Genomic DNA, 13,464 nt, shown 5'->3' on the forward strand with positions numbered 1-13,464 from the left:
GACCGCGAGGTTGGATCGCAAGGCTAAAGGTTTGCCCTGCCCAACCAGGTTGGGCAGGGGGTCGGTCAGGCCAGTTCAGGCTCGGTGGCGTAAGCCTGTTCCAGCAATACGGTGAAGCGGTTGAAGGCGTCGATGGCACCTTTATCGACCGCGGCTTCTTCTTCGGCGCTGAATGCCAGGCCGTCGAGGGTCCTGACGAAGTTTTTCCAGCCTTCGGCGCGACCACCGGTCGGCTCGCCCAGGTGGCGGGCACCGAAGGTTTCGCTCAGGCCCAGGCCTACGGCACGCTTGATCAGGAACGCGGCACCGAGTTTCGAGCCTTCGGAAACGAACAGCCAGCCCAGGGCTTCAGCCTTGCTCGGCTGTTGCACGGCGCCTGCCACCGGAGCCGGGACCTGGGTGTCGAGGTCAGCCAGGTCGGCCTTGGCGGCTTCGGCGCGGCAGCGCTCTGCCAGGTCGGGGACGATGGCGATCAGATCGGGATCGTTGTACAGCGACACCAGTTCCGACTGAAACAGGTACTGGGCCACCACAAAACGGGCGAAGTTGGCCTGGGTTTCAAACGGCGCATGGGCCTTGACCAGGGCGTCGAGCTTGGCATGGGGCTCGTGGGTGATCTGGTTCAGGCGTTGGGAACGCAGGCTCGGGCGTTGAGTAGGATCGGCAGCGGTCATGAAGAAGTCCTTGAGAATGAGATGCGCTTGGTAACTAGACGAACCAGCTGGCGCAGCACAGTAAAAAATCCTCGCTGCGCCTGGGAAAAAGGCGCAACGAGATTCCATTAGCGGGTAACGATCAGATATCCCAGATCAGGTTGATCGCGAAGTTGCGGCCTGGCTCGGTCAGGCGATCGAGGTTGGCCGGGCTGAGCACGGCGGCCTCGCCGACGCTGTCGTAACCGCGCACGTTGTCCCACTGCCAGTATTTCTTGTCCGCCAGGTTGTACACGCCAGCGCTGAGGGTCACGTCGTCGCTGACCTTGTAGAAACCGGCCAGGTCGAGCACGCCGTAGCCTGGGGTCTTGAACTGGCTGCTGACGCCGTCCGGCGACTTGAAGCTGCTGTCGTCCACCAGGTTTTTCTTCTGCACCAGGGTCCAGCTGAGCAAGGCGCCGTAGCTGTCCTGGTCATAGCCCAGGCCGAACACGCCGGTCAGCGGGTTGATCGAGTTGAGTGGCTCGCCAGTGTCATTGTTGCGACCGTGGGCGTAGGCGATCGAGCCCTTGGTGTAGAGGCCCTGTGGTGCGCCGAAGGTATCGAGGTTCAGGCGACCCTTGAGCTCCACGCCCTTGATGGTGGCGTGCTTGATGTTGTTGCTCTGGAACGTCAGCTCGTTGTAGCCGGGGGTCACGGCGTCTTCGTTGATGAAGTCGCGGTACTTGTTATAGAACACCACCATGTCGAAGTTGCCTGCCTCGAAGTTGCCGCGCAGGCCAGTCTCGTAGGTTTTGCTTTTTTCCGGTTCCAGGTCCGGGTTCGGCGCCACGTTGTAGCCGGTGGTGCTGTTCTCGAAACGACCGTACAAGGCCTTGGCGGTCGGCGTCCGGAAACCTTCGGCGTACTGGCCGAACCAGGTGTAGTTGTCGTCCAGGGCGTAGGTCAGGCCGAACTTGGGCGAGAGCCGATGCCAGGTCTTGTTCTCGTCGCTGACCGTACCCAGGCCATCAGGCGCTACGGTGTTGAGGAACTCCTGGGTGACATGGGGCTTGAGCTTGGTGTAGTCGTAGCGCAGTCCTGGGGTGAAGGTCCAGTCGTTCCAGGTGATCTGGTCCTGGGCGAACAGGCTGTAGGTGTCGATGGTCGGGTCCGGGAAGTCGCTGGATTTTTTCAGCACATCGCTGGGGCTGATGGCGCCCACGGCGCTGCAACCACGACCTACCGCCAGGCAGGTGCCGCTGCCGGTGCGCGAGCCGGTGACTTTCTGGTGTTTGATGGTGGTGCCGTAGGTCAGCACATGGCCGGTCTCGCCGATGGCGAATGCCTTGTCCAGTTGTGCGTCGAACACCCACTGCTTTTCCTCGTAGAGGGTTTCGCGCGAGCGCATCACGTTGCGGCTGAACGGGAAGTAGTTTTCCAGGGTGGTCTGGTCAGTCTTGGCGATCTGGTAGTTCAGGCTCCACTTCAGGTTGTCCACCAGCAGGGCATCGACGGCGAAGCTGTTTTCCAGGCCAAAACGTTCGCGGCTGACTGTGTCATCACCCGTGCGCGAGCGGTACATGCCCAGGGGCTGGCCATTGTTGAACGGGCCGCCGATGGCGCTTTGCTGGTCGGTGTCGCGGTGGTCCTTGTATTTTTCGTAGGTCAGGCCCAGGCGTGCGTCTTCGGCGTAGTTCCAGCCAGCCTTGGCCAGTACGTTGGTGGTGCGCACGTCTTCCGGGTTGGCCGCGGTGCGATCCAGGCCGGTGCCATTGTAGTGATCGTAGGATTCAGTTTCGTGACCGTCGCGCTGGCTGAAGTGCAGCAAGCCATCGAACTGATCGGCGCGTCCGGCGACGGTGGCGGATTTCAGCCAGCTGTCATCGGCGGAGCTGTAACCGGTTTTCAGGCGGGCGCCGACATCCTGGCCGGGCTTGATGATGTCTTCCGGGTCAAGGGTGAAGTAGCTCACCGCGCCGCCGATAGCGTTGCTGCCGTACAGCACCGAGGCCGGGCCGCGGAGGATTTCCACGCGCTTGACGATTTCCGGGTCAACGTAGTTGCGTTGGGTCTTGGCATACGGGCCGTTGAAGAAGCCGTTGGGAATCTCGACGCCGTCGACCTGGGTCAGGATCCGGTCGCCGTCGATGCCGCGAATGTTGTAGCCGCTGATGCCGCCCCGGGTGCCGGTACCGCCGACCGATACGCCTGGCTCATAGCGCACCAGGTCCTTGATGGTGTTGACGTTGTTGCGATCCAGCTCTTCGCGGGTGTGCACGGTCACGGTGCTGGGCACGCTGTCGACGCTCTGCTCCTGGCGCGTGGCGCTGATGGTCATCTGCTGCAGTGCGAGGGTGCCGCCGGCGGTGCGTTTTTCCAGCGCAATGTTGTTGCTGCCCAGCTTGCGATAGCTCAGGTTGGTCCCCACCAACAGGCGATCCAGGGCTTTTTCCGGGCTCAGTGCGCCGTGCACGCCTGGCGAGGCCACGCCTTCTGCCAGTTCTGCCGGCAAGCCGACCTGCCATCCGGTGACGGCGGTGAACTCGTTGAGCGCCGAGACCAGTGGCTGCTGGGTAATGGCGAAGCTGTAGTCGCCCATCTGGCGGCTTGGCTGTTGGGCCGGGGTGGCGGCCATCACAGGCGCAGCCTGGGTGCCGGCCAGCAGCATGGTGGCGGTCAGCAAGGACAGCGTGCAGTTGTGCACGCGGGCGGATGGTGAAGAGGACTGGCGGGTAAGGCGAGAGGACATCGATAGCGCTCCGTGTCGCACGAATCTTATAGGTGCAGATTGGCATCAAGGATGCGAATCAATTGCATTGGCTATAACGAGACGTACGGCGAATGACTATCGAGTAAAAATAATTCTCATTCAGTTCAAAATCACCAGCGCCGGGAACTCCTGGAGCTTGGCGGAGGTGATGTGAGCCAGCGACCGGACCACGTCCAGCGGCTGGTCGAGGCGGTAGTTACCGGTGACCGAAACGTTGGCCAACTGTTCGTTGTTGTTGATGATCCAGCCCGGGTAGTAGCGGCGCAACTCGGCCAGGACCTGGTTCAGCGGGCAGTTTTCGAACACCAGGCGGCCCTGGACCCACGCCAGGTCTGTCGCCGGATCGAGGCGGGCCGGTTGATCGAAACCATTGGGCCCGATACGGATACTTTCGCCTGCGCTCAAGCGCACCCGTGCATCGCTGTGGGCGCTGCGCAGGTCGACATCGCCGCGCTGCACCCGCACCTGGGCGACGCCGTCCAGGTAACGCACGGCGAAGGAGGTATCGCGCACGCTGGCGGTGACCGGCCCGGCATCGATTTCCAGGGGCAGGCCACGATTGGCGGCTACCTCGAAATAGGCTTCGCCCTGGAACAGGCGAGCCACGCGTTGTTGATCATTGATGGTGCTGGAGAAGGCCGAGTTGGTGTTGAGCAGGACTTTCGAGCCGTCCTCCAGTTGCAGGCGCTGGCGCTCGCCGACCACGGTCAGGTGATCGGCCTGCAGGCGCATGGGCAGGTTGCTGAAACTGAACAGGCCGAGCAGCAGCACTGCCGCGCTGGCCAGGGGTTTCCAGTGTGGGCGCAAGCGCCCGAGCACGCTGACCTTGCGCTTGGCGCTGTCTAGGGTCTGCGCGCACTGTGCCACTTGCGGGCCGTCCCAGACGGCCTGGGCCATGGCGAAGGCTTCGGCGTTGCGCGGGTCGGCGGCGAGCCAGGCGTGAAATTCACGGCTTTGCTCCTCGCTCGGACTGTCCAGCACGATCAGCCAGTCCAGGGCTTGTTCCATCGCCCTGGTGCTGGCTGAATCCCGCGCCGGGGTTGGCGGGTGGGAGTGGTGGCTGTCCGTCACGGGTGTTCCTCGGCCACGTCTGCGCGCGGCTGGTTTTGGATAAGAGTGCTACAAACCTCGGCTAAGGGTAACAAAGCCGACGCCCTGACGCAGGTGTGCAAAACAATGGAGCGAGCGACTCAACGGCCGTTGAGACGATCGGCGACACCGACACAGATCGCCATGATCAGCTTCAGGTCTTTTTGCACGGTGCTCAGGGACACGCTGAGTTTCTCGGCGATCTCCAGGTAGCTGTGGCCGTGCAGGCGGCTGAGGATGAAAATCTGTTGTTGGCGCGCAGTCAGTTGGTTGAGGCTGATGTTCAAGCGTTCGAGCATCTGTTCGGCATGGGCGGCGTCCTCGGCACTGCTGAGCGGCGCGGCAACGTTCTGCACCACCTCCAGCGGTACGTCCTCGAGCATCGTGCGTGACTGGATACGGCGGGCGCGCAGGTGGTCCAGCGCCAGGTTGCGGGCAGTTTGAAAGACGAAGGGTTCCAGGTGGTCGATGGCCCGCTCACTCAACGCCCGGGTCACGCGCAGGTAGGTTTCCTGCAACAGGTCCTCGGCGGTGCTGTGGTTATTGACCATCCGCTCCAATGTGCGCAGCAGCGAGACGCGCTGAGCGAGGAAGACGTGGTTGAAGTGCGCTTGACTCACAGTAGGACCTGATCGATTTCAAGCGAATGATAATGCTTATCATCTGTGTCAAAGGTCAAGCGCTTCTTTCTGTAGGAATTATCGGCGACCTTGTAGATAGGCCGGGTAATCAGGGATCCGGTGGGTGTGTGGCTGATCCAGCAGCGGGCTGCTGAGCAAGTAGTCGGCGCTGCATTCGTTGCAGGCCACTGGAATGTTCCAGACGGCCGCTACTCGCAGCAGTGCCTTGATGTCCGGGTCGTGGGGTTGTGGTTCGAAGGGATCCCAGAAGAACACCAGCAGGTCTACGCGTTGCTCGGCGATTTGCGCCCCGAGCTGCTGATCGCCACCCAGTGGGCCGCTGATCATGCTTTCCACTGGCAGGTCCAGGCGTTGGCTGAGCAACAGGCCGGTGGTGCCGGTGGCGACCAGTTGGTGTTGGGCGAGCTTGTGCTTCTGGCGCTCGGCCCAGTCGAGCAGGAACACCTTGCAGTGGTCATGGGCGACCAGGGCGATGCGCTTGCGCGCCGCCATGGTTTTTTCGGTGAAGGTGATGCCGATCATCGGTGGGCTCCAACAAAACCAGAGGGGAGCTGCCGGTGGCAGCTCCCGCATTGCTTATTCGGCGTTGCACAGCGCCAGGCAGTTATCCAGCATGCGGTTGGAGAACCCCCATTCGTTGTCGTACCAGGCCAGCACCTTGAGCAGCTTGCCGCTGACTTTGGTGTGGTTGGCGTCGAAAATCGACGACAGCGGGTTGTGGTTGAAGTCGCTGGAAACCAGGGGCAGGGTGTTGTAGCCGAGGATTTTCGAGTGCTGGCTGGCTTCGCGCAGCAGCGCGTTGACCTCATCGGCCGTGGCTTCGCGCTTGAGCTGCACCGTCAGGTCCACCAGGGAGACGTTGATCACCGGCACGCGCACGGCCATGCCGGTCAGCTTGCCGGCCAGTTCCGGCAGCACCAGGCCTACCGCTTCCGCGGCGCCGGTCTTGCTCGGGATCATGTTCTGGGTAGCCGAGCGGGCGCGGTACGGGTCGCTGTGGTAGACGTCCGTCAGGTTCTGGTCGTTGGTGTAGGCATGGATGGTGGTCATCAGGCCACTCTCGATGCCCAGTTCGCGGTGCAGCACCTGGGCCACCGGGGCCAGGCAGTTGGTGGTGCACGAGGCGTTGGAGATGATCTGGTGCGACTGGCGCAGGATGTCGTGGTTGACCCCGTAGACCACGGTGGCATCGGCGCCCTTGGCCGGTGCTGAAATGATCACTTTGCGCGCGCCGGCGCTAATATGCGCGGCGGCTTTGGCCCGGTCGGTGAACAGACCGGTGCATTCGAACACTACGTCGATCTTTTCTGCAGCCCATGGCAGTTCGGCCGGGTTGCGAATGGCGCTGACCGCAATGCGGTCGCCGTTGACCGTCAGGCTCTCCTGGTCGTGTTCCACCTGGGCATCAAACGTGCCGTGCACGGTGTCGTACTTGAGCAGGTGGGCGTTCATCGAACTGTCGCCCAGATCGTTGATGGCGACGATCTGCAGATCCTGACGGTAGCCTTGGGTATACAGTGCCCGCAGGACGTTGCGGCCGATACGGCCAAAACCATTGATTGCGATTCGAAGAGTCATTTGAACAGCGCCGCCGTCGTTTTGTTGTTGGAATTACAAGATTATTCGCATAAAAATAGAAAACAAGCCTTTTTAGTGGCAATATTTTGTTCTATCTACAACGAGTGACCTGAATCAACTGGTCCGATTGGTCAAGAAAACCGTCAAACGCTGCCCGCGTGGACGCCTCTTGATCAGCATAGACACGAACAGGTCGCCATATCCGTTAGCCTGGAGTTCTACACATGCATCCCCGCGTACTTGAGGTCACCGAACGGCTTATCACCCGTAGCCGCGCTACCCGTGAGGCTTACCTTGCATTGATTCGCGGCGCCGCCAGTGATGGCCCGATGCGCGGCAAGCTGCAATGTGCCAACTTCGCCCACGGTGTGGCCGGATGTGGCACCGAAGACAAGCAAAGCCTGCGGATGATGAACGCGGCCAACGTGGCAATTGTTTCGTCATATAACGACATGCTCTCGGCGCACCAGCCCTACGAGACCTACCCGGAACAGATCAAGCAGGCGCTGCGCGAGATCGGCTCGGTCGGCCAGTTCGCCGGCGGTGTCCCGGCAATGTGTGACGGCGTGACCCAGGGCGAGCCGGGCATGGAACTGGGGATTGCCAGCCGTGAAGTGATCGCCCTGTCGACCGCCGTGGCGCTGTCGCACAACATGTTCGATGCGGCGATGATGCTGGGCATCTGCGACAAAATCGTCCCGGGCCTGATGATGGGCTCGCTGCGTTTTGGTCACCTGCCGACCATCTTCGTCCCGGGCGGCCCGATGGTCTCGGGGATTTCCAACAAGGAAAAAGCCGACGTTCGCCAGCGTTACGCCGAAGGCAAGGCCAGCCGCGAAGAGCTGCTGGAGTCGGAAATGAAGTCCTACCACAGCCCTGGCACGTGCACCTTCTACGGCACCGCCAACACCAACCAGTTGCTGATGGAAGTCATGGGCCTGCACCTGCCGGGTGCTTCGTTCGTCAACCCGAACACCCCGTTGCGTGATGCCCTGACCCGCGAGGCGGCGTTCCAGATCACGCGCCTGACCAAGCAGAGCGGCAACTTCATGCCGATCGGCGAAATCGTCGACGAACGCTCGCTGGTCAACTCGATCGTGGCCCTGCACGCCACCGGCGGCTCGACCAACCACACCCTGCACATGCCGGCGATTGCCATGGCGGCGGGCATCCAACTGACCTGGCAGGACATGGCCGACCTCTCCGAGGTGGTGCCGACCCTGAGCCACGTCTACCCGAACGGCAAGGCCGACATCAACCACTTCCAGGCGGCTGGCGGCATGTCGTTCCTGATTCGTGAGCTGCTGGCGGCCGGCCTGCTGCATGAAAACGTCAACACCGTGGCCGGCCACGGCCTGAGCCGCTACACCCAGGAGCCGTTCCTCGAGGACGGTCAACTGGTATGGCGCGAAGGCCCGAGCGAAAGCCTCGATGAAAACATCCTGCGGCCGGTGGCCCGGGCGTTCTCGGCCGAAGGCGGCCTGCGGGTGATGGAAGGCAACCTCGGGCGCGGCGTGATGAAAGTCTCGGCGGTAGCCCCGGAACATCAAGTGGTCGAGGCTCCGGCCATGGTGTTCCAGGATCAGCAGGACCTGGCCGATGCGTTCAAGGCTGGCCTGTTGGAGAAGGATTTTGTTGCCGTGATGCGCTTCCAGGGCCCGCGTTCCAATGGCATGCCGGAACTGCACAAGATGACCCCGTTCCTTGGCGTGCTGCAGGATCGCGGCTTCAAAGTGGCACTGGTCACGGACGGGCGGATGTCCGGCGCGTCGGGGAAAATCCCGGCGGCCATTCACGTCAGCCCTGAAGCTTTTGTCGGTGGCGCTTTGGCCCGCGTGCAAGAGGGCGATATCATCCGCGTCGATGGCGTCAAAGGCACTTTGCAAGTGCTGGTGGACGCCGCTGAATTTGACGCGCGTACCCCGGCCACTGGCCTGCTGGATAACGGCATTGGTTGCGGGCGCGAACTGTTCGGTTTCATGCGCATGGCCTTCAGCTCGGCAGAGCAGGGCGCCAGCGCCTTTACCTCTGCCCTGGAGACCCTTAAGTGAAACTAGCGCTGGTCGGTGACATTGGCGGTACCAATGCACGTTTTGCCTTGTGGAAAGACCAGCAACTGGAGTCGGTCCAGGTGCTGGCGACAGCCGACTTTGCCTGTCCACAAGATGCCATTGGTGCCTATCTCCAGGGTCTGGGCCTGGCGCCCGGAGCGATCGGTGCGGTCTGCCTGTCGGTGGCCGGCCCGGTCAGTGGCGATGAGTTTCGTTTCACCAACAACCACTGGCGCCTGAGTCGCAAGGCGTTCTGCCAGGCCTTGCAACTGGAGCAACTGTTGCTGGTGAATGATTTCTCGGCCATGGCCCTGGGCATGACGCGCCTGCAGCCGGGGGAGTTTCGCCTGGTCTGCGCCGGCACCCCCGAGCCGCTGCGCCCGGCGGTGGTGATCGGCCCGGGCACGGGCCTGGGTGTCGGCACCTTGCTCGATCAGGGGCAGGGGCGTTGGGCGGCCCTGCCGGGTGAGGGCGGGCATGTCGACCTGCCGTTGAGCAGCGTGCGGGAAACCCAGTTGTGGCAGCACCTGCATAACGAAATTGGCCATGTCAGCGCAGAAAGCGTGCTCAGCGGCGGTGGTTTGCCACGGCTGTACCGGGCGATCTGCGCGGTGGACGGGCACGCGCCAACGCTCGACACCCCGCAAGCCATCACCGCCGCTGGCCTGGCCGGCGACCCGATTGCCCGCGAAGTACTTGAGCAGTTCAGCTGCTGGCTGGGTCGGGTGGCGGGCAACAACGTGTTGACCACCGGTGCCCGTGGGGGGGTCTACATTGTCGGTGGGGTGATCCCGCGGTTTGCCGATTTTTTCCTGGAAAGTGGCTTCGCCCGTTGCTTTGCCGACAAGGGCTGCATGAGCGATTACTTCAAGGGCATTCCGGTGTGGCTGGTGACAGCCCCGTATTCCGGCCTGGTGGGCGCGGGTGTGGCGCTCGAGCAAGCATAATCCACCCCCCTTCATAACAATAAGGAAGCCGCCCGTGAGCTCAGTCAACAAGTCGATTTTGTTGGTCGATGACGATCAGGAAATACGCGAGTTGCTGGACACGTACCTCAGTCGTGCCGGCTTTCAGGTGCGTACCACGCCTGATGGCGCGGGGTTTCGCCAGGCGCTGAACGACGCGCCTTGCGACCTGGTGATCCTCGACGTGATGCTGCCCGACGAAGACGGCTTCAGCCTGTGTCGCTGGGTGCGCCAGCACCCACGCCAGGCCCATGTGCCGATCATCATGCTCACCGCCAGTTCCGACGAGGCCGACCGGGTCATCGGCCTGGAACTGGGCGCCGACGACTACTTGGGCAAGCCCTTCAGTCCCCGTGAATTGCAGGCACGGATCAAGGCCCTGCTGCGCCGGGCCCAGTTCGGCCAGGAGCGTTCGGGCGGCGAAGTGCTGGCTTTCGACGAGTGGCGGCTGGACATGGTCAGCCACCGGCTGTTTCACACCGACGGCGAGGAGGTGATTCTCTCCGGCGCCGATTTTGCCTTGCTGAAACTGTTCCTCGATAACCCCCAGGCCATCCTCGACCGCGACACCATCGGCAACGCCACCCGGGGCCGCGACCTGATGCCCCTGGACCGGATTGTCGACATGGCGGTCAGCCGCTTGCGCCAGCGCCTGCGCGACACCGAAAAGCCGCCACGGCTGATCCGTACCGTGCGCGGCAGCGGTTATCAACTGGCGGCCAGCGTGGTCGCCAGCAATGGTCACTGAGTTTTTCGCCCGGCTGCTGCGCAAGGTCCCGGTACCGCGCTCGCTGCTGGGGCGGATGCTGTTGCTGACGTTGCTGGCGGTACTGTTTGCCCAAGCCCTGTCGAGCGTGATCTGGGTCTCGCAGTTGCGCGCCACCCAGCTCGAAGGGCTGGTGACCGCCGCCCGCAGCCTGGCTCATTCGATGAACGCCAGCGTCAGTTACTTCCGCTCGTTGCCGGTGGCCTATCGGCCGCTGGTGCTGGACCAATTGCGCAGCATGGGCGGCACCCGATTTGTGGTCACCCTCAACGACAAGCCCCTGGATATGCAACTGCTGCCCGCCACCCCGCGCAAGCAGGCGGTGCTGGCCGCGGTGGACGAGGTGCTGCGCACGTCGCTGGGGGCCGACACCGATATTTCCGTGCAGTTTGTCAGCCCGGATGATCTGCGGATCTTCAATGGCGGCTTGAAGCTCGATGAATTGCCGCGCTCCTGGGCGCACTACGCGCTGACGCTGGAGCCGGTCAACCCGCCGGTGCTGGTGACCCAGATCAAACTGGCCAAGGGCGAATGGCTGTACATCGCCTCCCTGTTGCCCGAGCCCTACACCAGCCTTGAAGAACAGGGCCTGCCGTCGCAGCAGGTGTGGTTCATCGTGCTCACCAGCGGCTTCCTGCTGCTGTTCATCGGGCTGCTGGTGCATTGGCAAAGCCGGCCGCTCAAGCGCCTGGCGCGGGCAGCGCGGGACATGTCCCTGGGCGCCGACGTGCTGCCGGTGGCCGAGGGCGGCGGCAGCGAAGTGGTCGAAGTGGGCCGTGCATTCAATGCGATGCGCGAACGCATCAGCCGCTACCTGACCGAGCGCAGCCAGTTGTTCAGCGCGATTTCCCATGACCTGCGTACGCCGATCACGCGCTTGCGGCTGCGGGTCGAACTGCTGGACGACGAGCAGTTGCAGGCCAAGTTCGGCCGCGACCTGGACGAGCTGGAGCTGCTGGTCAAGGGCGCGCTGCAATGCGTCAAGGACACCGACATTCACGAGAACATCGAGCCGGTGGACCTCAATCACGTGCTCGAATGCCTGGTCGAGCCTTACCTGGCGCCCAACGGCAACGGCCGCGTGACCCAGCAGGGGCGGGCGCTCACGGCGTATCCGGGCAAACCGCTGGCGCTCAAGCGCTGCATCGGCAACCTGATCGACAATGCGCTGAAGTACGGACAGACCGCCCACCTGCACATCGATGACGATGACAGCGCGTTTATCCTGCATGTCGACGACGAGGGCCCGGGTGTGCCGGAGCAGCGCCTGGAGCAAGTGTTCGAGCCACACTTTCGCCTGGCCGGGAAGCAGCAGGGGTATGGCCTGGGGTTGGGGATTGCGCGCAACATCGCCCATAGCCATGGCGGCGAAGTGAGTTTGCAGAATTTGCGCGAGGGTGGGTTGCGGGTGACGCTGCAGTTGCCGCGCAGTGTGGATTAATCAGGGACCGCGTAATCGTTGATCGCGGGCAAGCCCGCTCCCACAGGGACGGATGGTGGATTTCCTGTGGGAGCGGGCTTGCCCGCGATGGCACCCGAAGCCAATGTCACTGCCTGGTGACATAACTCGGCGCCTTCGTTACCTGGCCGTCACGACCTGTTGTTTAGACTGCTGGCAGTCATAACAACAAAAAAAGGTCCACCATGCACTCACCTGCCCACCAACAATGGCTGGCTGCCGAGGGCTTGCGCCTGTTGGCGTTCGCCAAGGCTTCCAGGCTGCCCACAGGTTTCGGCAATCTCGACGAGCGCGGCCACCTGCCGCCGGACGCGCAAGCTGAAACCATGAACACCGCGCGCATGACCCACAGCTTCGCCCTGGCCCATATCCAGGGCTTGCCAGGGTTTGCCGAGCTGGTGGATCACGGTATCCAGGCCCTCACTGGGCCGCTGCGTGACGCCGAACACGGCGGCTGGTTCGCCTCGCCCGAGCACCGCGACGGCAATACCGGTAAAGCCGCTTACCTGCATGCGTTCGTGGCATTGGCCGCGAGTTCCGCGCGGGTCGCTCGGCGCCCTGGTGCCCAGGCGTTGCTTGACGATGCGATCGAGATCATCGACCGGCATTTCTGGTGCGAGGAGGAGGGCGCGATGCGCGAGTCGTTCAATCGCGACTGGAGCGTCGAGGAAGCCTATCGCGGCGCGAACAGCAACATGCACGCCACCGAGGCCTTTCTCGCCCTGGCCGACGTCACCCAGGACAGCCGCTGGCTGAGCCGCGCCTTGCGCATTGCCGAGCGACTGATCCACGGCCACGGCGCCGCCAATCAGTACCTGGTGGTCGAGCATTTCGACCGTCAATGGCAGCCGCTGCACGCCTACAATCAGGCCAATCCGGCCGATGGTTTCCGCCCCTTTGGCACCACCCCGGGCCACGGGTTTGAATGGGCGCGGCTGCTGTTGCACCTGGAGGCGGCGCGGGTCCAGGCCGGCATGCTCACCCCCGGCTGGCTGCTGCGCGATGCGCAGCAACTGTTCGCCAACAACTGCCAGCACGCCTGGCAGGTCGATGGTGCGCCGGGCATGGTCTACACCCTCGACTGGGACCGTCGCCCAGTGGTGCGTCAGCGTTTGCATTGGGTGCACTGCGAAGCGAGCGCGGCGGCCAGTGCCTTGCTCCAGCGCACCGGCGAGGGCCAATACGAAACCTGGTATCGGCGGCTTTGGGAGTACAGCGAGCAGTACCTGATCGATCTCGTCCATGGCAGTTGGCACCACGAACTGGACGCCGACAATCGCCCGAGTGCGCAGATCTGGGGTGGTAAGCCGGACCTCTATCACGCCTGGCAGACGGTGCTGATTCCGCGGCTGCCGTTGGCCCCGAGCATGGCTACGGCGTTGGCGCAGGGCTCTGGGTCACGGGTTATGTAACCATGCGGTGACATTTCGCCGTCGCTTCGTTACCTGCGGCGGATCCCAGCCTGTTTAAACTCGTTTGCAGCGCAAGCACCAGACTTGCATGCATAACA

11 protein-coding genes are annotated in these 13,464 nt (G+C 63.0%); 5 read left to right on the forward strand and 6 right to left on the reverse strand.

The features are described 5' to 3' along the window. Window positions 1–65 precede the first annotated feature (65 nt). The 6 genes from ACM6IP_RS04315 to gap all read right to left on the reverse strand — a co-directional run bounded on the left by ACM6IP_RS04315 (window position 66) and on the right by gap (window position 6,713). The gene (locus tag ACM6IP_RS04315) at window positions 66–674 is read right to left on the reverse strand and encodes a biliverdin-producing heme oxygenase (protein ID WP_414861029.1); all 609 of its coding nucleotides are present in this window, start codon (window positions 672–674) and stop codon (window positions 66–68) included. A gap of 121 nt (window positions 675–795) precedes the next feature. Further along, a complete protein-coding gene (locus ACM6IP_RS04320) occupies window positions 796–3,384 on the reverse strand; it encodes a TonB-dependent receptor (RefSeq protein ID WP_414861030.1) in 2,589 nt (862 codons plus the stop codon). Between the two features lie 120 nt (window positions 3,385–3,504). Next, a complete protein-coding gene (locus ACM6IP_RS04325; protein WP_414861031.1) occupies window positions 3,505–4,476 on the reverse strand; it encodes a FecR family protein in 972 nt (323 codons plus the stop codon). A gap of 119 nt (window positions 4,477–4,595) precedes the next feature. Then, window positions 4,596–5,114, reverse strand: a complete 519-nt coding sequence (locus ACM6IP_RS04330; RefSeq protein ID WP_095169831.1) for an RNA polymerase sigma factor — start codon at window positions 5,112–5,114, stop codon at window positions 4,596–4,598. Window positions 5,115–5,192: 78 nt separating this feature from the next. Beyond that, window positions 5,193–5,657: a methylglyoxal synthase gene (locus ACM6IP_RS04335; protein ID WP_414861032.1), complete on the reverse strand. Its 465-nt coding sequence runs from the start codon at window positions 5,655–5,657 to the stop codon at window positions 5,193–5,195. A gap of 54 nt (window positions 5,658–5,711) precedes the next feature. Further along, a complete protein-coding gene (gap, locus tag ACM6IP_RS04340) occupies window positions 5,712–6,713 on the reverse strand; it encodes a type I glyceraldehyde-3-phosphate dehydrogenase (RefSeq protein WP_414861033.1) in 1,002 nt (333 codons plus the stop codon). A gap of 224 nt (window positions 6,714–6,937) precedes the next feature. On the opposite strand from gap, the gene edd reads away from it, so the two are divergent. The 5 genes from edd (at window position 6,938) to ACM6IP_RS04365 (ending at window position 13,366) form a co-directional block, all read left to right on the forward strand. After that, complete coding sequence (gene edd / locus ACM6IP_RS04345; RefSeq protein WP_095169828.1) at window positions 6,938–8,764, forward strand: phosphogluconate dehydratase; 1,827 nt, start codon at window positions 6,938–6,940, stop codon at window positions 8,762–8,764. Then, window positions 8,761–9,711 (forward strand): glucokinase, encoded by a 951-nt coding sequence (locus ACM6IP_RS04350; RefSeq protein ID WP_095169827.1) that lies wholly within the window; start codon window positions 8,761–8,763, stop codon window positions 9,709–9,711. Before edd ends, ACM6IP_RS04350 begins: the two co-directional genes overlap by 4 nt. Before the next feature lie 34 nt (window positions 9,712–9,745). Continuing rightward, complete coding sequence (locus tag ACM6IP_RS04355) at window positions 9,746–10,477, forward strand: response regulator (protein WP_095169826.1); 732 nt, start codon at window positions 9,746–9,748, stop codon at window positions 10,475–10,477. After that, window positions 10,467–11,936 (forward strand): ATP-binding protein, encoded by a 1,470-nt coding sequence (locus tag ACM6IP_RS04360; protein WP_095169825.1) that lies wholly within the window; start codon window positions 10,467–10,469, stop codon window positions 11,934–11,936. Before ACM6IP_RS04355 ends, ACM6IP_RS04360 begins: the two co-directional genes overlap by 11 nt. A 203-nt stretch (window positions 11,937–12,139) precedes the next feature. After that, window positions 12,140–13,366 (forward strand): AGE family epimerase/isomerase, encoded by a 1,227-nt coding sequence (locus ACM6IP_RS04365; RefSeq protein WP_414861034.1) that lies wholly within the window; start codon window positions 12,140–12,142, stop codon window positions 13,364–13,366. The last annotated feature ends 98 nt before the right edge of the window (window positions 13,367–13,464 follow it).

This window comes from Pseudomonas sp. IT-P176 (assembly GCF_949767245.1).
Taxonomy (GTDB): Bacteria; Pseudomonadota; Gammaproteobacteria; order Pseudomonadales; family Pseudomonadaceae; genus Aquipseudomonas.

Coding starts and splice junctions, on each gene's coding strand:
- ACM6IP_RS04365 (WP_414861034.1), top strand. CDS start 12,140: ATGCACTCACCTGCCCACCAACAATGGCTGGCTGCCGAGGGCTTGCGC.
- ACM6IP_RS04360 (WP_095169825.1), top strand. CDS start 10,467: ATGGTCACTGAGTTTTTCGCCCGGCTGCTGCGCAAGGTCCCGGTACCG.
- ACM6IP_RS04320 (WP_414861030.1), bottom strand. CDS start 3,384: ATGTCCTCTCGCCTTACCCGCCAGTCCTCTTCACCATCCGCCCGCGTG.
- gap (WP_414861033.1), bottom strand. CDS start 6,713: ATGACTCTTCGAATCGCAATCAATGGTTTTGGCCGTATCGGCCGCAAC.
- edd (WP_095169828.1), top strand. CDS start 6,938: ATGCATCCCCGCGTACTTGAGGTCACCGAACGGCTTATCACCCGTAGC.
- ACM6IP_RS04315 (WP_414861029.1), bottom strand. CDS start 674: ATGACCGCTGCCGATCCTACTCAACGCCCGAGCCTGCGTTCCCAACGC.
- ACM6IP_RS04335 (WP_414861032.1), bottom strand. CDS start 5,657: ATGATCGGCATCACCTTCACCGAAAAAACCATGGCGGCGCGCAAGCGC.